At 42.5% G+C, this 17,584-nt stretch carries 15 protein-coding genes, 2 pseudogenes and 1 riboswitch; of the genes and pseudogenes, 13 read left to right on the top strand and 4 right to left on the bottom strand.

Features of this window, described 5'->3' with window-relative positions:
• Window positions 1-825 (bottom strand): bifunctional phosphopantothenoylcysteine decarboxylase/phosphopantothenate--cysteine ligase CoaBC (coaBC, locus tag L650_RS0119240; RefSeq protein WP_029774089.1); only part of this gene is annotated, 825 nt, incomplete at its 3' end.
• Window positions 826-969: 144 nt separating this feature from the next.
• Between coaBC and radC the strand changes: the two genes are divergently transcribed.
• From radC to rpmG, 3 genes are all read left to right on the top strand, one after another.
• Window positions 970-1,644, top strand: a complete 675-nt coding sequence (gene radC, locus L650_RS0119235; protein ID WP_029774088.1) for a RadC family protein — start codon at window positions 970-972, stop codon at window positions 1,642-1,644.
• Window positions 1,645-1,914: 270 nt separating this feature from the next.
• Window positions 1,915-2,151, top strand: coding sequence for a 50S ribosomal protein L28 (rpmB, locus tag L650_RS0119230; protein WP_004587946.1), 237 nt, complete (start codon window positions 1,915-1,917; stop codon window positions 2,149-2,151).
• Between the two features lie 11 nt (window positions 2,152-2,162).
• Window positions 2,163-2,318 carry a 50S ribosomal protein L33 gene (rpmG, locus tag L650_RS0119225; RefSeq protein ID WP_004587947.1) on the top strand — a complete coding sequence of 52 codons (156 nt, stop codon included), beginning with the start codon at window positions 2,163-2,165 and terminating at the stop codon, window positions 2,316-2,318.
• Between the two features lie 937 nt (window positions 2,319-3,255).
• Here rpmG and L650_RS0119220 read toward each other — a convergent pair.
• A pseudogene (locus tag L650_RS0119220) lies at window positions 3,256-5,356 on the bottom strand (TonB-dependent receptor).
• A gap of 83 nt (window positions 5,357-5,439) precedes the next feature.
• Between L650_RS0119220 and L650_RS0119215 the strand changes: the two are divergent.
• From L650_RS0119215 to L650_RS0119180, 8 genes are all read left to right on the top strand, one after another.
• Entirely contained in the window at window positions 5,440-5,844 is a 405-nt protein-coding gene (locus tag L650_RS0119215; RefSeq protein ID WP_004589047.1) for an acyl-CoA thioesterase, read from the top strand.
• A 311-nt stretch (window positions 5,845-6,155) separates the two neighbouring features.
• Window positions 6,156-6,554: an META domain-containing protein gene (locus L650_RS0119210; RefSeq protein ID WP_223230610.1), complete on the top strand. Its 399-nt coding sequence runs from the start codon at window positions 6,156-6,158 to the stop codon at window positions 6,552-6,554.
• 94 nt (window positions 6,555-6,648) lie between these two features.
• Window positions 6,649-6,754, top strand: a riboswitch (TPP riboswitch).
• A gap of 143 nt (window positions 6,755-6,897) precedes the next feature.
• The gene (gene thiC / locus L650_RS0119205) at window positions 6,898-8,850 is read left to right on the top strand and encodes a phosphomethylpyrimidine synthase ThiC (RefSeq protein WP_029774086.1); all 1,953 of its coding nucleotides are present in this window, start codon (window positions 6,898-6,900) and stop codon (window positions 8,848-8,850) included.
• A 55-nt stretch (window positions 8,851-8,905) separates the two neighbouring features.
• Window positions 8,906-9,907, top strand: a complete 1,002-nt coding sequence (locus tag L650_RS0119200; protein ID WP_029774085.1) for an FAD-dependent oxidoreductase — start codon at window positions 8,906-8,908, stop codon at window positions 9,905-9,907.
• Window positions 9,908-9,914: 7 nt separating this feature from the next.
• Window positions 9,915-10,109, top strand: a complete 195-nt coding sequence (gene thiS, locus L650_RS0119195; RefSeq protein WP_029774084.1) for a sulfur carrier protein ThiS — start codon at window positions 9,915-9,917, stop codon at window positions 10,107-10,109.
• Between the two features lie 4 nt (window positions 10,110-10,113).
• Window positions 10,114-10,905 carry a thiazole synthase gene (locus L650_RS0119190; RefSeq protein ID WP_004589052.1) on the top strand — a complete coding sequence of 264 codons (792 nt, stop codon included), beginning with the start codon at window positions 10,114-10,116 and terminating at the stop codon, window positions 10,903-10,905.
• Between the two features lie 13 nt (window positions 10,906-10,918).
• Window positions 10,919-12,445: a thiamine phosphate synthase gene (gene thiE, locus L650_RS0119185; protein ID WP_029774083.1), complete on the top strand. Its 1,527-nt coding sequence runs from the start codon at window positions 10,919-10,921 to the stop codon at window positions 12,443-12,445.
• A complete protein-coding gene (locus L650_RS0119180; RefSeq protein WP_029774082.1) occupies window positions 12,438-13,190 on the top strand; it encodes a HesA/MoeB/ThiF family protein in 753 nt (250 codons plus the stop codon). The genes thiE and L650_RS0119180 overlap by 8 nt, the downstream gene beginning before the upstream one ends.
• Window positions 13,191-13,216: 26 nt before the next feature.
• Here L650_RS0119180 and rsuA read toward each other — a convergent pair whose 3' ends face one another.
• On the bottom strand, window positions 13,217-13,909 hold the full coding sequence (gene rsuA, locus L650_RS0119175; RefSeq protein WP_029774081.1) for a 16S rRNA pseudouridine(516) synthase RsuA: 693 nt from the start codon (window positions 13,907-13,909) through the stop codon (window positions 13,217-13,219).
• A 58-nt stretch (window positions 13,910-13,967) separates the two neighbouring features.
• On the opposite strand from rsuA, the gene zapE reads away from it, so the two are divergent.
• Complete coding sequence (gene zapE, locus L650_RS0119170) at window positions 13,968-15,077, top strand: cell division protein ZapE (protein ID WP_029774080.1); 1,110 nt, start codon at window positions 13,968-13,970, stop codon at window positions 15,075-15,077.
• Window positions 15,078-15,099: 22 nt separating this feature from the next.
• On the opposite strand, the pseudogene L650_RS0119165 reads toward zapE, so the two are convergent.
• Window positions 15,100-16,045 (bottom strand): annotated as a pseudogene (locus L650_RS0119165) (class 1 fructose-bisphosphatase).
• Between the two features lie 155 nt (window positions 16,046-16,200).
• Here L650_RS0119165 and L650_RS0119160 point away from each other — a divergent pair.
• On the top strand, window positions 16,201-17,584 hold a 1,384-nt coding region (locus L650_RS0119160), incomplete at its 3' end, for a DUF5117 domain-containing protein (RefSeq protein WP_128081075.1).

Genomic DNA, 17,584 nt, shown 5'->3' with positions numbered 1-17,584 from the left:
TGCACAGCCAATAAAAGCATCAGAGAGTGGGGCATAGGTTAATGACTCATTTAATAGCTGCTCAGCGCTTTCAATGTTTATTAAATTAACGCCAACAGGGGCCTTGATAGTGACAGGCCCTGAAATTAAATTGACATGAGCGCCAAGCTTTAAAGCGGCCTCAGCCAGGGCAAAGCCCATTTTTCCAGAGCTGTGATTAGAGATAAAACGCACAGGGTCAAGCGGTTCGCGGGTTGGCCCTGCCGTAATTGTAATGGTTTTACCTGCTAATAACTGCGGCTGCTCTGTAGCAGTGCACAAAGCCACAAGCTCATGCGGCTCTAGCATGCGCCCAGCTCCTACATCGCCACAGGCTTGCTCACCTTTGCCTGGGCCCCAAATAAGTACGTCACGTGCTTTTAAAGTGGTTAAATTTGCTTGTGTTGCAGGGTGTGCATACATTTGCTGGTTCATTGCTGGAGCTATTGCTACTTTTGCTGGGGTTGCCAGTAATAGCGTGGTAAGTAAATCATCGGCTATGCCGGCGGCCATTTTGGCAATGGTATTACTCGTTGCAGGCGCGACTAAAATTAAATCAGCCCATTTGGCAAATTCTATGTGGCCCATTGCAGCCTCTGCTGAGGGGTCAAGTAATGAATCAGACACCATTTCACCACTCACCGCTTGCATGGTTAATGGGGTTATAAAATGCTTAGCTGACTCGCTCATAACTACTTTTACTTCGCAACCTGCCTCTTTTAAGCGCCTAACGAGCTCTGCACATTTATAGGCCGCGATGCCGCCGGTGATGCCAAGTACGATTTTTTTGTTTGTTAAGTTAGTCATGAGTGTTTTTTGCTTGAGTGTATATGCAGGCTAAAATAACAAATCTTTGTGCTTTGAGCTAAGTTTTTAGGATTAAATAATCAGGCTAATTTTAAAAATTGCATTACAGTTATAAGACTGTTTTTTAATCATCAAGGATGAATAATGCAATTAACATCGTTACCTAACTCACTTCGCCCACGCGAAAAACTCATTGAAAAAGGCCCTAAAGCATTGACCGATGCTGAGTTATTAGCGATATTTTTGCGTACGGGCTTACCCGGTATGAATGTGATTGAGCTTGCACAGCACCTGCTTAACGAAAACAAAACATTGCATAATTTATTTAACGCCAGCCAAGATGAGTTTTGCGCACAAAAAGGGTTAGGGATGGCAAAATATGTGCAATTGCAAGCGGTGCTCGAGCTGAGTCAGCGTTACATGCAGGAGCGTTGCCAGCGCGGTGCGGTGTTTAATTCGCCAAATGCGGTGTATGAATATTTAACGCTGCAAATGCGCGGGCTACAGCAAGAAGTGTTTATGGTGCTTTATCTCGATAGCCAAAACCGTTTAGTAAAAGACGAAATTTTGTTTTATGGCACGATAAACTCAGCCAGCGTTTACCCCAGAGAAGTTCTAAAAGCGGCCTTAAAAAATAATGCTGCGGCCATTATTTTGGCACACAATCACCCAAGCGGGATTGCCGAACCAAGCCAAGCAGACAAACTTATCACTAATAAATTACAACAAGCACTGCAATTAGTAGACATAAATGTGCTTGATCACATCATTGTAGGAGGAGAAACGTGTGTTTCTTTTGCACAGCGAGGCTTGATTTAAGGTTGCTTGATGAATAAGTGTGTTAAAAATGAGCGGTTTGGACGGTTTTAGCAAATTAGTTTAATTTAAATGCAGTTTTTACTTTCCCTAAGGGCATTCGATCTTTATAATTAGCCGCTATCAAATTTACATATGAGCTGGTTGGATAGATCAGTATTTGATCTTTGCCTGTAAAAGCTGTATAAAGAGCGCCCTTCGATTTATCTAGGGCACAAATACATGGCCTTAGGTTAAATTAAGCTCGAGCGAAGTTATTGGAGATATATAGACATGTCTAAAGTATGTCAAGTTACAGGTAAGCGTCCAACGGTTGGTAATCACCGTTCACACGCGAGAAACGCGACTAGACGTCGTTTCCTACCTAACCTACAAACACACCGTTTTTGGGTTGAAAGTGAAAAACGTTTTGTAACACTACGCACTACTACTAAAGGTATGCGTATTATCGATAAAAAAGGCATCGACGCGGTACTTACAGATATCCGTGCTCGCGGCGAAAAAGTTTAAGGAACTGAATCATGCGCGATAAAATCCGTTTAGTTTCAACTGCTGGTACTGGTTTTTTCTACACTACCGACAAAAACAAGCGTAACATGCCTGAAAAGATGGAAATCAAAAAGTTCGATCCTAAGGCTCGTAAACATGTGATTTTCAAAGAAGCTAAAATCAAGTAATTTAGTTTTCTTTCAGAATTGTAAAAACCCAGCTTATGCTGGGTTTTTTGTTTTTAGCACTTATCAATATTAAACAGCCCCTAAAATATTTTATTAAATCAACAGATATAATTTAAGTATTCTTGTTTTTAATGGCTTACTAGTTCTTAAAAAGGCGAGCGTCGAAGTTTTGAGGCGTTATAGCTCACTGAAGTGATGTAATTAATGCTCCGCTTGTTTTGTATTATCTTTAACCCTCCCCTGAACATGGCTTAATGAAGTGATAGCATCTTAGGATATTTAGCCCGTATAAAGGCAAGCTAACTCGATATAAAATATTTAGCATGCTTACTTTTAACTTCTTTGCACACTATGGACTTGCAATGTGTTACCGCACACAGATTTCTTAAGAAAGTCGCCTGTCTTGTCGCTGAGCAAGAAAAAGAATGGTATAGGCCTTTAATTTGAGAGTGTTTCCTAAGGTAAGCGTGGATTATGTATTGCATACTTTCTATCTAAGACTATGTGCAATTTCTAATCTATCTAATTAGGTATATAAGGAAGTGCGAGACCAAAAATTAAGCTGTTACACAGGAGGGTTGAATAATGTTCTGTAACTTTTATAACATGTGTCAAACCGCAAGGGTGTCTATTTACCCGTAACATACCCTGTTTGTTTCTTACGATGCTATAACAGTGTTTAACGTGAGTAATCGGGGTGCGCAGCTAAAAGCACATTTATAAGTTTGACAGATAATCTATATGGCTTTTAAGAATATTTGTATAGGTTAGGGCTTAACTAAAATGACAGCAATGTGCTAAAAGTTATAAGTTTTCTTGTGCTTAGAAAGCTTTGCTAAGGTAAAACCCTCAAAATCGAAGATAATGAGGGAGTTACATACTTAATAAAAGAGGCGCATATTACAGCGTAAGTAAGGCCCTTAGTCGAGAAGGGTCATTACAGCTCTAACGTAAACGTTATACCCGCTACTCTTGGCTCACCTAATTGCACGTAGGTGTGTGTAGCGTAGCCATCAAGTGGGTCGTTACCAAACTCAAAGCCGCGGGTTGGTACTTCTTCGTCAAATACGTTACGTGCCCATGCGCGCACTGCCCACATGTCGGCTTCGTAGCCTAAACTTAGGTTTACTAAATTACTGCTAGGTGCTTTTGAATTATGGCTATCTGAGAAGTAGTAATCGTCCTTACCTTCAACACCAATCATACCGTACAGCTCATTAGTAAAGTTGTAACGTGCGCTAAATGCGTATTGGTATTTAGGTGATTGCGCTTGCTCACGACCGTCTTGATTTAAGCCAGATTGCGTTACAAAGTCGTCAATTTCTGTGTTTAAGTAACCGGCGCTACCTGTTAAGAATAAATCTTCGGTAAGTTGGTAACTACCTTCAACTTCTAGCCCGTAGTTGCTACCAGAGCTTGCGTTATCAACGTAGCCTGTAAATTGCTGACCTTCTACTTGCCATGCTTTTAACTGAATGTTGTCGCGGTGCATATAAAATGCTGCTAAACGAAGGGTAAATTTATCATCAAGCGATGAACCCTTAACGCCAAACTCGCCGCTCCAAAGGTATTCTGGGTCAAAGCTTGTATGCTGCTGGAAAAAATCAGCATCTAGGTTTAAGCCTTCATCTTTAGCTTTGGCTAATGCTTCTGAATTAATACCGCCAGCTTTATAACCACGGGTAATGCTGGTGTAGATCATAGTACGATCAATCACTTGGTATTCAAGTGCTATTTTACCGCCTACCATTACGTCGTCAGTCTCTTCAATAAAGCCGTTGCTGTCGGTGTAATCACCTTGGTATTGCTCTACACGTAAACCGGTAATGAGCGTGGTTTTAGGGCCGATAGGTGTGGCTACTTGGCCGTAAACAGCTACGTTACTGGTTTCGTAGGTTGATGCAAATGGACTTGCAAGCCAAGTGTATTCGCGCTCTAAATCTACGTCGCGGTTTTGATAGTAAACACCGGCAACCCAGTTACCTGTTTTAGAATTAAACTGTAAATTAGCCGATTGATCATCGCGATCACGCGTGTACACATCGGTTGAGCTATAACCCCAAGGGTGTAGGCCAGCTGCACATAATTGTGGCTCGCTTGCATCGTTACATACCCAGTCTTCATCAAAGCTGTAAAGTAGCTCTGTATCAATGGCTGAAAGGTTTAAGCTTACATCAAAGGCATCAAAGCCTGTGTAGGTATTATTAATACCAATGGCGTAGCTTTGTTGATTATCTTGGCCTGGCTCGNCTGTTATCAAGCGTGAACGCATCGTAGCCGTTGTTTATATCTATGTAGTGCAGGTTTAACTCTGTGTTTAAATGCTCAGTAAGTTGGCTGTTTAATTTAAAGCGGGCTACTTGCTCATCTTGTTGTTGAGTTTCGTCGTTTAAATATAGGTTATCTACGTAGCCATCTGATTTTCTACGGAAGTAGCTGACGCGGGCACTTGTGTCGTCGGTTAATCCAGTACTTGCTGCAAGGCCTGCTTCGCGCGAGTTATAAGTACCCATACCCACTTGTAATTTTAAGCTAGGATCGGCAGTTGCCTGAGCTGATTCCATTTGGATCATACCGGCCATGCCGTCTGCACCAAAGCGAGTGCCTTGTGGGCCGCGGTAAATTTCTACCTGGTCTATATCAAATAATAATGAGCTGCCACCTAAACCCGAGTAGTTAATGCCGTCAATGACTAAGCCAACCGATGGGTCAATTGGATCTACAAATTGTGAACGAAGTCCCACTCCACGAATTTGAATATAACGACCACGAGAGGCACCAGAAGTAAAGTTTACGTTGGCTGTACTACCTAGCATTTCGTCTAAGTAACTTGCACCACGTTGATTAATTTCATCTTTGCTAAATAGGCTAGCGCTAGCGCTTAATGTTTGAATGCTTTCACGTTGAAAGTCGCCTGTAACAACAATTCGTTCTAGGTCGCTGTCATCAGCGTTTGCTATAAGTGGTGTACTAATTAGCGGTAATAACGCCGCAGTAATTAAAGACAAACGTAAGTTCATTAGGTTACTTAACTCCATTTTGGGGACTCGTATGGTAGCAATTATTTTAATACTTGTGTTATAACGCAGCGATTATACGTTAAATAATCAGGATTACTAATATGACCTTTAAAGTTGATTTTAAAGTGCGCCATTACGAATGTGACCTACAAGGAATTGTAAATAACAGTGTGTACTTTAATTATTTAGAGCATGCTCGCCATGAGTTTTTATTTGCAAATGGGGTTGATTTTGCACTACTAGCAAAGCAAAAAGTTAATTTAGTGGTGATACGCAGTGAGGTTGATTATAAACATTCGCTTGTACCAGATGATGAATTTTATATAGCAGTTGAACCTGAGCGTATAAGCCGTATAAAGTTTGCGTTTAAGCAAACCTTAGTACGTAAACACGACAATAAAGTAATGCTACAAGCCAAGGTTATAGGCACTTCGGTTAATGAAAAAGGCCGCCCTTTTTTACCTCCCGAAATAGATAATTTATTTAAAAATTACACCCAAGATTAGCGCGTATAATTTTTAGGGGTTGTGACCTTTGGCATTAAATTTAATCTAGTTTGTTTTATAGCAGCGCCTAGGCAGTGGGATTGTTTATCGTAAATAGTGGATAGCGCAGGTGCTGTTATCGAGCCCACTAAGTTACAAACCAAGCAAAGCGATTAAAGCCCCCTTACTGTGAACACGTTTTAATCTGCAAAGTTCAACACTCTCTAAACTATCATAGAACAAAAATTTACATTTAAAACATGCATTTTTAACGGATAAACCGCATAAAAATTGTTACTATTACGGTAATTAAATATTTAGTTAGAAATAGCATGAAATTAGCAGCACTACCGATGCTTTTAATCGGTTTATGTATTGGTTGTACAGCCACAGGGACGGTGACCACTGAGCAGCTAAAGTACACACAATGGCAACTATCAAAGGTTGATGGTTTAGCTGTGCCGGCCTCTTACAGTGCATCAATGAGCTTTATTGAAGCGTTGCAAGTAAACGGGTTTGCAGGATGTAATAAGTTTTTTGGTGAAGGCGAGCTTAAAGACAGCAGTATTAGCGTTAATAAACTTGGCATGACGCGTAAGTCGTGCGGAGCAGATGTTGATGCGCTAGAGCAGCAGTTTTTACAAGCGCTACGAGAAGGTGCAACGCTTACCATGCAAGGCTCACAGTTAGTTATGCAGGGCGATCAAACTTTTTTGTTTATTGCAAAGTAGTGGCATGAGTATTTAAAACTGCCCCTTGCAGGCAATTTTTAACTGGCGTACACTCAACGCTGATTTTATAAAAATAGCAAATCAACGAACATAATTTTACTTGTCGGAGTGCCTTAAATAATTAAGGCTGAGATCGCGAAAGCGGGATCCGTGAACCTGATCAGGTTAAAACCTGCGTAGGGAACAAGCTGCCTAAAATGGGACGCTTGTGCGTCTTTTTTTATGCGCACAACAAAATAACTAGCCATTTTAGGCCGCAAAGCAGCGTAACCACTGCTTTACGATCTTTCTCTATTCCTTATGGAATATCTGACAAGACAGCCCTTTAGCAATGAGGTAAGTCATGTCAAACACTACAAATAAGTCTACACGTCGAGAAACGCGCGCTGCTGCGTCAGATTACATTTATAATTTAACGGGTCAGCCATTTCCAAGTTCACAAAAAGTGTATGTTGAGGGCAGCCAAAGCGGTGTACGCGTGGGTATGCGCGAAATTACATTAAGCGATACGTTTATTGGTGGCGATGAGCAAAACCCTGTGTATGAGCCAAACGATCCACTGCGTGTTTACGATACATCAGGCCCGTATACCGACCCTAACTTTGAGCTAGACGTACGTAAAGGGTTACCTAAATTTCGTGATCAGTGGATAAAAGAGCGCAACGACACCGAAGTGCTCGACTCAGTCACTTCGCAATTTGCTCAGCAACGTATGGCCGATGACGGCCTTGATCATATTCGCTTTGATCATTTACCTAAAATTCGCCGTGGTAAAGCGGGCAAAAACGTGACGCAAATGCATTATGCTCGCCAAGGCATTATTACCCCAGAAATGGAATACGTAGCCATACGCGAAAACATGGGTCGTGCACAAATTAGAGAAGAGCTGCTAGCAGCACAGCATAAAGGCGAATCGTTTGGGGCGAGTATTCCCGATTTTATTACCCCTGAATTTGTACGCGACGAAATAGCCCGCGGTCGCGCTATTTTACCAAATAATATTAACCACCCCGAAACCGAGCCCATGATAGTTGGCCGTAACTTTTTAGTTAAAGTTAACGCTAATATTGGTAATTCATCGGTAAGCTCATCAATCGAAGAAGAAGTAGAAAAAATGGTGTGGTCTACGCGCTGGGGTGCCGATACCGTAATGGATTTATCAACCGGGCGTTACATTCACGAAACCCGTGAATGGGTAGTACGTAATTCGCCGGTGCCCATTGGCACGGTACCAATTTATCAGGCGCTTGAAAAAGTAAACGGAGTGGCCGAAGACCTAACGTGGGAGATATTTCGCGATACGTTAATTGAACAAGCCGAGCAGGGCGTTGATTACTTTACTATTCATGCCGGTGTATTGCTGCGTTACGTGCCAATGACGGCAAAGCGAGTAACCGGCATTGTATCGCGTGGTGGTTCAATTATGGCTAAGTGGTGTTTAGCGCATCATAAAGAAAACTTTTTATATACGCACTTTGAAGATATTTGCGAAATTTTAAAACAATACGATGTGTGTTTTTCGCTCGGAGATGGCCTTCGTCCAGGCTCGATTGCCGATGCCAACGACGAAGCGCAATTTAGTGAGCTACGTACGTTAGGGGAGCTTACAAAAATTGCGTGGAAACACGATGTACAAGTATTTATTGAAGGCCCAGGCCATGTGCCAATGCACATGATTAAAGCCAATATGGATGAACAATTAGAGCATTGTGGCGAAGCGCCTTTTTACACATTAGGCCCATTAACGACCGATATAGCACCAGGGTACGACCATATAACATCGGGTATAGGCGCTGCACAAATAGCGTGGTACGGCTGTGCCATGCTGTGTTATGTAACACCAAAAGAGCATTTAGGTTTGCCCAATAAAGAAGATGTAAAAGAGGGCTTAATTACCTACAAAATTGCAGCGCATGCGGCCGACTTGGCCAAAGGCCACCCCGGCGCGCAAGAGCGCGATAATGCATTATCAAAAGCGCGCTTTGAATTTAGATGGCACGACCAATTTAACATTGGTTTAGACCCAGAACGTGCCCGTGAATATCACGACGAAACCCTACCGCAAGAGTCTGGCAAAGTAGCGCACTTTTGCTCTATGTGTGGCCCTAAATTTTGCTCAATGAAAATTACCCAAGAAGTACGCGATTACGCCAAAGATCTCGAATCACGCGGGATCGATCCTAACAATGTAGGTGATGCAATTGAGATCAAAATGGTTGATGTAGAAGCGCAAATGAAAGCGAAATCGGAAGAGTTTAAACAAACGGGCTCAGAAATTTACCACAAAGCAATATAAGCCAATAACAGGTTAGCGGCTTATGGCTGCTAGCCTGTTATTAAAAGGAGGTTTTATGCTTTACAACATTGCTGTTGTGGGGTTTGGTTTAGCAGGGCGCTTAGCTGCCCTTGAGCTTAGTAAGTCGCATCATGTGACCGTGTTTGAAGCCAGTGACGAACACACCCAAAATAGTGCCGGTAAAGTGGCTGCGGCAATGCTTGCTCCGCTTGCTGAGTCGGTATTGTGTGAAACGGATTTAGGCATCATGGGGCTAAATTCACTCAAGCGCTGGCCAGAGATAGTGAGCGAGCTTGAAGGCGAGGTTTTTTATCAGCAAAAAGGCACGCTGGTCGTGGCGCACCAGCAAGATAAAGGTGACTTACAAAGCTTTAGTCAGCGAATAAAGCCAATAGCAGGGCACAGCGCGCAGGCGTTAAATGCTCAGCAAATAACGCAGTTAGAACCCGAATTAGCTAATCGTTTTAACCAAGGTGTGTTTTTACCCTGCGAAGGGCAAATAGATAACCAGGCCTTTTATAAAGCAAGCTTTACCATGCTTAATAAACGTAAGGTTAAGTTTGTTTTTAACCAACGCGTTAGCATTCAAAACGGCGAGGTGAATAACCGCGCGTTTGATTACATTATTGACTGTCGTGGCTTAGGTGCTAAAGACGATAAACACCTTAGAGGCGTACGCGGTGAAGTGGCTAGATTACATGCACCTGAGGTTAATTTAACGCGGCCGGTACGTTTAATGCACCCGCGCTACCCAATTTATATAGCGCCAAAACCTAATAATGAGTATGTAATTGGTGCAACTGAAATAGAGTCTGATGATAGCGGCCCTGCAACAGTACGCTCCACGCTTGAGCTACTTTCGGCGGCCTATACTGTGCACAGCGGGTTTGCCGAAGCGCGGTTGTTAAATATTCAAAGCGGGTTACGCCCCGCATTTAGCGATAACCGCCCTGCGGTTTTAAAAACAGGTAACGTAATTAGCATTAATGGCTTATATCGTCATGGCTATATGTTAGGGCCCGCCTTAGTGGCTGATGCGTTATCTCAAATAGGGTGAGTAATAAATGACTATAACAATTAATGGTGAGCTGCTAACTATTAAAAGCTCAATGCTTGTTGATGTATTACAAAATTTTGGTGCAAAGCCTCCATTCGCGGTGGCACTAAATGGCGAATTTATTCCACAAAGTTTGCACGCCAGCACCACAATTAACGAAGGGGATAGCATTGAATTGTTATCGCCTATTCAAGGTGGGTAGCATTATGCAAGGTAACGATTGCTTAACTATTTATGGCGAGCAGCTAAATAGCCGTTTATTAATAGGCTCGGCGCTTTACCCCTCTCCAGCAGTGATGGAAGAGTCTATAAAAGCCTCTGGCGCGCAAATAGTAACGGTGTCATTAAGGCGCCAGCAAAGCGCTGCCGCAGGGGATGACTTTTGGCAGCTTATAAAAAACACTGGCCTTAAAATACTGCCTAATACCGCAGGGTGCCACAGTGTAAAAGAAGCCGTAACACTTGCTAAAATGTGCCGTGAAGTATTTGCAACCGATTGGATTAAGCTTGAACTAATAGGTGATGATTACAACTTACAACCCGACCCATTCGCATTGTTAGAAGCCACAAAAATATTAATTGATGATGGCTTTAAAGTATTACCCTACTGCACCGATGATTTAGTGCTTTGCCAGCGTTTAAACGAGCTAGGGTGTGAGGTGCTTATGCCTTGGGGCGCGCCTATTGGCACCGGTAAGGGGCTTTTAAATAGTTATAATTTAAAAACAATTCGTGAGCGCTTACCAAACACAACATTAATTGTAGATGCAGGGCTTGGTTTGCCTTCGCATGCCTGCCAAGCGCTTGAATTAGGGTATGATGCGGTATTATTAAATTCAGCGATAGCAGGGGCTGGCTGCCCAATTACGATGAGCCGTGCATTTAAAGCCGCGGTAGAGGCAGGGCGCTTTGCGTATAATGCCAAAGCAATGCCTGAAAAAGACTTAGCAGCCCCCTCAACCCCTACAATGGGTATGCCGTTTTGGCATCAGCAGTAAGGAAATAAAGAGTATGAATAATTTAGTGTGGACAATTGCAGGCTCAGACTCAGGTGGTGGCGCAGGTATTCAGGCCGATATAAAAGCAATGCAAAGTTTTGGCGTGCATGGTTGTACTGCAATTACCGCGCTTACGGCGCAAAATAGCTTAGGTGTAGAGGCCATTAACGCGGTATCTACCGATATTATTGAATCGCAATTACTCGCACTCGAAAGCGATATGAAAGCGAAAGTAATTAAAATTGGCATGCTGGCTAATGTGCAGCAAATTCAATTAATAAGCGAGCATATAGCGCATTACAAAGCTAAATGGCCTGTACCGCCTGTAATTGTTTACGACCCTGTTGCAATTGCTTCAAGTGGTGATGTATTAACAGAGGAAGATACCGTAAGTGCCATTAAAGAATGCTTAATGCCGCTAGTGGATGTAATAACGCCTAACACGCACGAAACGCAATTATTAACAGGCGTATATTTAATTGGCCCAAGCGCCGTGAAAGACGCTGCTAAAAAGCTATTAAGTTGGGGCGCAAAAGCGGTTGTTATTAAAGGCGGGCACTGGGATTACCCAACAGGTTATTGTATTGATTACTGCACACAAAACGGCGAAGAGTATTGGCTTGGTAATAAAAAAATTCAAAGCCCTCATAGTCATGGTACAGGTTGTAGCATGGCCTCGGTTATTGCCGCGTGTTTAGCAAAAGACTACCCCCTAAAAGATGCTTTTATTTTAGCTAAAGCTTATATAAATCAGGGCTTAAAGCAGTCGGTTAGATACGGCGAAGGAATAGGCCCTGTTGCACATACTGCTTTTCCTACACAGTTAGATGACTACCCGCAAGTAATTGAGCCTGGCAGCTGGCTTGGTGATGAGCTTGATTTTGATGTGCCGCTGGAATTTAATATGGCGGCTGATTTTGCACCTTGTGAGAGTAAAAAGCTGGGCCTATATGCTGTGGTCGATAGCATAGATTGGCTAGATAAATGTTTGCAGCAAGGTATTACTACGGCGCAGCTTCGCGTTAAAAATAAAACCGACCTTGAGCTTGATGAATTAATTAAGCAGGCCGTAGAGTTGGGCAAAAAGTACCATGCTCACGTATTTATAAACGACTACTGGCAGTTGGCAATAAAGCACGGTGCCTACGGCGTGCACTTAGGCCAAGAAGATTTAGAAACCGCTAATTTAGCCGCGATTAAAGAAGCAGGTTTAAGGCTTGGGCTTTCTACCCACGGTTTTTACGAAATGTTACGTGCGCACAACTACCGACCAAGTTATATGGCATTTGGTGCTATTTACCCAACCACGACCAAAGATATGAGCGGCCAGATACAAGGTCTCGATAAACTTAAAAAGTGTGTGCCATTAATGCAAAGCTACCCAACAGTGGCCATTGGCGGCATAGATTTAACCCGCGCAAGCGAGGTTGCAAATACAGGAGTAGGCAGTGTTGCGGTTGTACGAGCGATTAGTGAAGCGGATGATTATATTGCAGCAATTAGTGCGCTAAAAAGTGCTATAAACCAGCCCAATGAATAAGCTTAGCGATAAAGAAACCCTGCGTTATAGTCGCCACTTATTGTTAAAAGAAGTGGGGCTAGAAGGGCAGTTAGCACTTAAAGCAGCCACCGTTGCAGTAGTGGGAGTTGGCGGGCTAGGTAGCCCTGCACTTTTGTATTTAGCTGCGGCAGGTATTGGTAAACTTATTTTAATAGATGATGATGCGGTTGAGCTTTCTAACTTGCAGCGCCAAGTGCTGTATAAAGTTAATCACTTAGGGCAAAACAAGGTCACCGCTGCTGGCAAAGTATTAACAAGCCTTAATAATCAAATAGAAATAGTGACGCATTGTAAAAAGCTCGATGATAACAACGCAGGGGAGCTTTTAAAAAATGCCGACATAGTACTTGATTGCTCTGATAATTTTGCAGCACGTTACAGTGTTAACCGTTATTGCTTTACTCATAAGTTGCCTTTAATTGCAGGTGCCGCGATTGCAAGTAGTGGGCAACTTATGGGCTTTGATTTTAGGCAAAACAATAGCCCATGTTATGGCTGTGTTTTTGCAAAAAGTGACGCCGCACCCGCTGTAAATTGTAGTAATGCCGGTGTAATAAGCCCACTGTTAGGAATTATAGGCTCTATGCAGGCACAGCTTACGCTTAATATGCTGTTAGGGCATGTTGAAGGTAGTGTGTTTATCAGCTTTGATGCGCTGAGCTTAAAGCAACAGCATTTTAAAATGATTAAAGATATAAACTGTAAAGAGTGTGCTTTGAGGTAATCATTTACTTTAAATGAGCAGTTTATTTAAACCTCACTCTCTGTTAATTGTCTATACTCGCCACTAGCTAAGTTTTCGTCCAGTATAATATTACCTATTTGCTCGCGGTGTAGCTCTACCACTTTGTTACCTACCGCGGCTAACATGCGTTTAACTTGGTGGTATTTACCTTCGCTGATTGATAAACGTAAGCTGTAGGTGGCAAGTGCTTCTGCTTTAGCTGGACGGGTGAGATCTTTTTCGTTGTGAAGTTGTACGCCGTTGCGTAGTTGTTCTAATGCTTCTTCGGTTATAGGCTCTTGTGTTTCTACCAAGTAGGTTTTTAATTTGTTGTGCTTTGGCGAGGTAATACGGTGCGACCAATCGCCATCGTTAGTAATAAGTACTAAGCCGGTGGTGTCTATATCAAGGCGACCTGCTACATGAAAGTCGGCCATATTTGGCTCATCGAGTAAATCAAATACGGTGGGGTGTAGTTCATCTACATTTGCACACACGTAGCCTACAGGTTTGTGCAGCATAAAGTAGCGTTTGCCTAAAAATACCATAGGCTCACCAGCAAATGTTACTTCATCTTGCTGGGCTACTTGAAAATCGAACGCGCTAACAACTTCCCCATTTACTTGCACTTCTTGGCGTTTAATACCCGCGCGAGCTTTTGAGCGTGGTAGCTCGGCTAGGTGGCTAATAAATTTATCTAAGCGGCAAGGGAATTTCATTTTGGTTCACATTTTTAGTCGGCTACAATGGCGGNATTATAGCCGATAGTGAAACCCCATGTCAGTAAACTACCCACAAATTTTAAGGCTTTACCAAGCAAAAATAGATGCGGGTGAACTGTGTGTTGATAGCGCTCAGCAAAATGCGGTAAATGCGTTAAATAACCTAAGTATACAGTTACACATAAAAACACCTTGGTGGAAAAAAGCGCCGTTAATTAAAGGTATTTATTTGCATGGGCCGGTGGGGCGGGGTAAATCCATGCTAATGGATTTATTTTATAAAAATTTACCCACTGAGCGTAAGCAGCGGCTACATTTTCATCACTTTATGGCGCAAATACACACGCAACTTGCCCAGCTACAAGGTCATAAAAACCCCCTCACGTTAATTGCTAAACAATGGGCGAAAGATATAAAAGTGCTGTGTTTTGATGAGTTTTTTGTTAGCGACATTGGCGATGCAATGATTATGGCAAGGTTATTTAACGCCTTGTTTGATAGTGGGGTAGTGCTGGTGGCAACTTCTAACGCAAAACCTGAGCAGCTTTATCGCAATGGCTTGCAACGCGCGCGGTTTTTACCCACAATCGATTTAATTAAAAATTATTGCCATGTAATTAGTGTTGAAGGGCAGGATGATCATCGCTTTAGGTATGGTAAAAATAGCCGCCATTATTTTATTAATTTACCTATAAGCGAGTTTAAAAAGCAGTTTTTATCTCAGTATCCACAAGCAAAGGAAAACCAAATTTTACAGGTACACTCCCGCAGCTTACCGTGCTTATTAACCGCAGATAATGCATTAATGATCGATTTTATGGCGCTTTGCTCAGGAGCGCGTAGCGCTTACGATTATATGTTTTTAGCCAAGCAGTTTGATATTTTATATATAGAAAATGTGCCAAAAATGGGTGTAGGCGCAACAGGTAAAGTAATAGTGCATGGTATTGAAGACAGTTATCAACGCGAAAAACAAATTCTAAATGAGCATTATTTAGATGACGAAGCGCGGCGTTTTATTGCATTGGTTGATGAGTTTTACGATTGCCATAAGTTGTTAGTTATTAACGCCCACGCGCACGTTGACTATTTGTATCAGGGGCAAAAGTTAAGCTTTGAATATGCGCGAACGAAGTCGCGCATTGTCGAAATGCAAAATTGGTAAGTATTTCCTTTTAATTAAAAAATTACTTATGATATCCCAAGCACGTTTCTACTTCGTTTTTAGAGCCTAATATTACCGCCACACGCTGGTGGATTGCATCGGGTTGAATATCCATAATACGCTCAGTACCCGTAGAGGCGATACCACCTGCTTGCTCAACTAGCATAGCCATGGGGTTGGCTTCGTACAGTAAACGTAGCTTATTAGGTTTATTTGCATCTTTGGTGTCGGTTGGGTAGGTAAATAAACCACCACGGCTAAGTACACGGTGCACATCGCCAACCATAGCGGCAATCCAGCGCATGTTAAAGTTTTTAGCACGTGGGCCGGTATCGCCAGCGAGTAAGTCATTAATATAGTTTTGCATTGCTGGCTGCCAATGACGCTGGTTTGACGCATTAATGGCAAATTCGTTTGTGTCAGCAGGGATAGTGGCAAAGTCTTGTGTTAGTAAAAAGCTACCTTGGGTTTTATCTAGCGTAAACATGCGCGTGCCTTTACCTGTAGTAAGTGCAAGCATAGTTGATGGGCCGTAAAGCACGTAACCTGCAGCAACTTGTTTGTGGCCTGGCTGCATAAATATACTTTGATCGGCGGCNAATTGAAAATATAGTACCCACTAGCGAGTTAATATCGGTATTTGATGAGCCATCAAGCGGGTCAAACGCCACAATGTATTTAGCGTCTTGGTTGCCAGCTACTGTGTAGTCTTCCTCTTCTGAGGCGATGGCTTTAACTGACCCAGACTCCAGTAAAATATCTTTTAAAAGCTGATTAGATAATACATCGAGCTTTTTTTGGGTTTCGCCTTGAATGTTTTCATCAAGCGTTGAGCCTAATACGCCTGAAAGCGCACCTTGGCCAACACGAAACGAAATTTCTTTACATGCTGCTAAAATGGTTCTAATTAACGATAAAAGTTCTCTAGGACAACCGTCTTCTAGTAATACTGGTGGGAGTCTACGCATTCTATTTTCCTGATAACGTGTACTAGCTAATCTAAATGTGAGAGAGATTAACTTAGTGCGCTGAATTTCGTCTTAAATACCTGTATTGTTTAAATAGCACTGTAATAATGGTGCCACCTAATCGTACTTAAAACGCCAATAACAAAGATAAGATTATGAAAAAAATACCACTAATAAGTTACATATTCTTTACTGTGCTGTGCTCTATGATAACCCAAGCGCACGCAGCAATTAAGCCTATAGATGAATTTACTGCGCAAATGAATCACTTTCCTGGGTACTTTTCGTTTTATTACGATACTCAAAACGGCAAAGTGTTTTTAAAAGTAGATAAATTAGAGCAGCAATTTTTGCTTCAGCAAAGCTTACCCTATGGAGTTGGCTCTAACGATATAGGCTTAGATAGAGGTCAACTTGGTAACACGCATTTAGTTCAGTTTGAGCGTTTTGGCGATAAAGTAATGTTGCGCGCGCTAAATACATATTATCGCGCTAATACCACTAACAAAGCTGAGCAGCAAAGTATTAAAGAGGCCTTTGCATCCAGTATTTTAGCGGGCTTTAAAGTGGTAGCGCAAAGCGAAAAAACGCTCCTGATTGATTACACACCCTATTTATTAAGCGATGTACACGGGGTAAGCCGTACGCTTGCAGCGCGCAAGCAAGGCAGTTTTAGCCTTGATGAATCACGCAGCGCTGTGTATATGAATCGCTCAAAAGCATTTGTAAAAAATACCGAGCTTGAAGCAGTATTAACGTTTAAGGGCACTAAACCAGGTAAATTTGTGCGCCAAGTAAGCGCCGATGCATACGCACTTACTGTACATATGCACCACTCACTTATTAAATTACCTGATGATAAATACACGCCACGTAAATTTGACCCGCAATCAGGGTATTGGAGCATTGAGCACAAAGACTATGCAACCCCCCTTGGTGAATCTATGTTTGTGCGCTATATACCGCGTCATCGCTTAGCTAAAAAAGACCCAAGTTTACCGATTAGTGAACCCGTTGAGCCCATTACTTACTACCTAGACCCTGGCGTGCCTGAGCCGGTTAAAAGCGCGTTACTTGAAGGCGGTAAGTGGTGGAATGATGCCTTTAGCGCAGCAGGCTATAAAAATGCATTTATAGTCAAAGTATTGCCGAGCAATGCTGATCCTATGGATATTCGCTATAACGTTATTCAGTGGGTGCATCGTGCTACACGCGGATGGTCTTACGGAAGCTCTGTTATAGACCCTCGTACCGGCGAAATACTCAAAGGGCATGTAACACTAGGCTCATTGCGTGTACGCCAAGATATTTTAATTGCAGAAGCCCTTGGTGCGCCTTATTTAAAAGGTAACGAGCCGGCTAAGAACTTACAGGCAATGGCACTTGATAGGATTCGCCAGTTAAGTGCACACGAAATTGGCCATACGCTGGGCATTGCACATAACTTTGCAGCCTCGGTGGGGGATAGAGCGTCAGTTATGGATTACCCGCACCCACTACTTAGCTTTAACGAGCAAGGCGAGCTTGATGTAACCCGCG

The organism is Pseudoalteromonas sp. TB51, assembly GCF_000498055.1.
Classification (GTDB): Bacteria; Pseudomonadota; Gammaproteobacteria; order Enterobacterales; family Alteromonadaceae; genus Pseudoalteromonas; species Pseudoalteromonas atlantica.
Note: the sequence above shows the minus strand (reverse complement) of the source record. Positions and strands in the feature narration are given on the sequence as shown.

What these genes read in the sequence shown, in the direction of transcription:
- thiE (WP_029774083.1), top strand. Translation starts at nt 10,919, where the DNA reads ATGAATAATTTAGTGTGGACAATTGCAGGCTCAGACTCAGGTGGTGGC.
- zapE (WP_029774080.1), top strand. Translation starts at nt 13,968, where the DNA reads ATGTCAGTAAACTACCCACAAATTTTAAGGCTTTACCAAGCAAAAATA.
- L650_RS0119200 (WP_029774085.1), top strand. Translation starts at nt 8,906, where the DNA reads ATGCTTTACAACATTGCTGTTGTGGGGTTTGGTTTAGCAGGGCGCTTA.
- L650_RS0119190 (WP_004589052.1), top strand. Translation starts at nt 10,114, where the DNA reads ATGCAAGGTAACGATTGCTTAACTATTTATGGCGAGCAGCTAAATAGC.
- L650_RS0119210 (WP_223230610.1), top strand. Translation starts at nt 6,156, where the DNA reads ATGAAATTAGCAGCACTACCGATGCTTTTAATCGGTTTATGTATTGGT.
- rpmG (WP_004587947.1), top strand. Translation starts at nt 2,163, where the DNA reads ATGCGCGATAAAATCCGTTTAGTTTCAACTGCTGGTACTGGTTTTTTC.
- rsuA (WP_029774081.1), bottom strand. Translation starts at nt 13,909, where the DNA reads ATGAAATTCCCTTGCCGCTTAGATAAATTTATTAGCCACCTAGCCGAG.
- thiC (WP_029774086.1), top strand. Translation starts at nt 6,898, where the DNA reads ATGTCAAACACTACAAATAAGTCTACACGTCGAGAAACGCGCGCTGCT.
- thiS (WP_029774084.1), top strand. Translation starts at nt 9,915, where the DNA reads ATGACTATAACAATTAATGGTGAGCTGCTAACTATTAAAAGCTCAATG.
- L650_RS0119180 (WP_029774082.1), top strand. Translation starts at nt 12,438, where the DNA reads ATGAATAAGCTTAGCGATAAAGAAACCCTGCGTTATAGTCGCCACTTA.
- L650_RS0119215 (WP_004589047.1), top strand. Translation starts at nt 5,440, where the DNA reads ATGACCTTTAAAGTTGATTTTAAAGTGCGCCATTACGAATGTGACCTA.
- rpmB (WP_004587946.1), top strand. Translation starts at nt 1,915, where the DNA reads ATGTCTAAAGTATGTCAAGTTACAGGTAAGCGTCCAACGGTTGGTAAT.
- radC (WP_029774088.1), top strand. Translation starts at nt 970, where the DNA reads ATGCAATTAACATCGTTACCTAACTCACTTCGCCCACGCGAAAAACTC.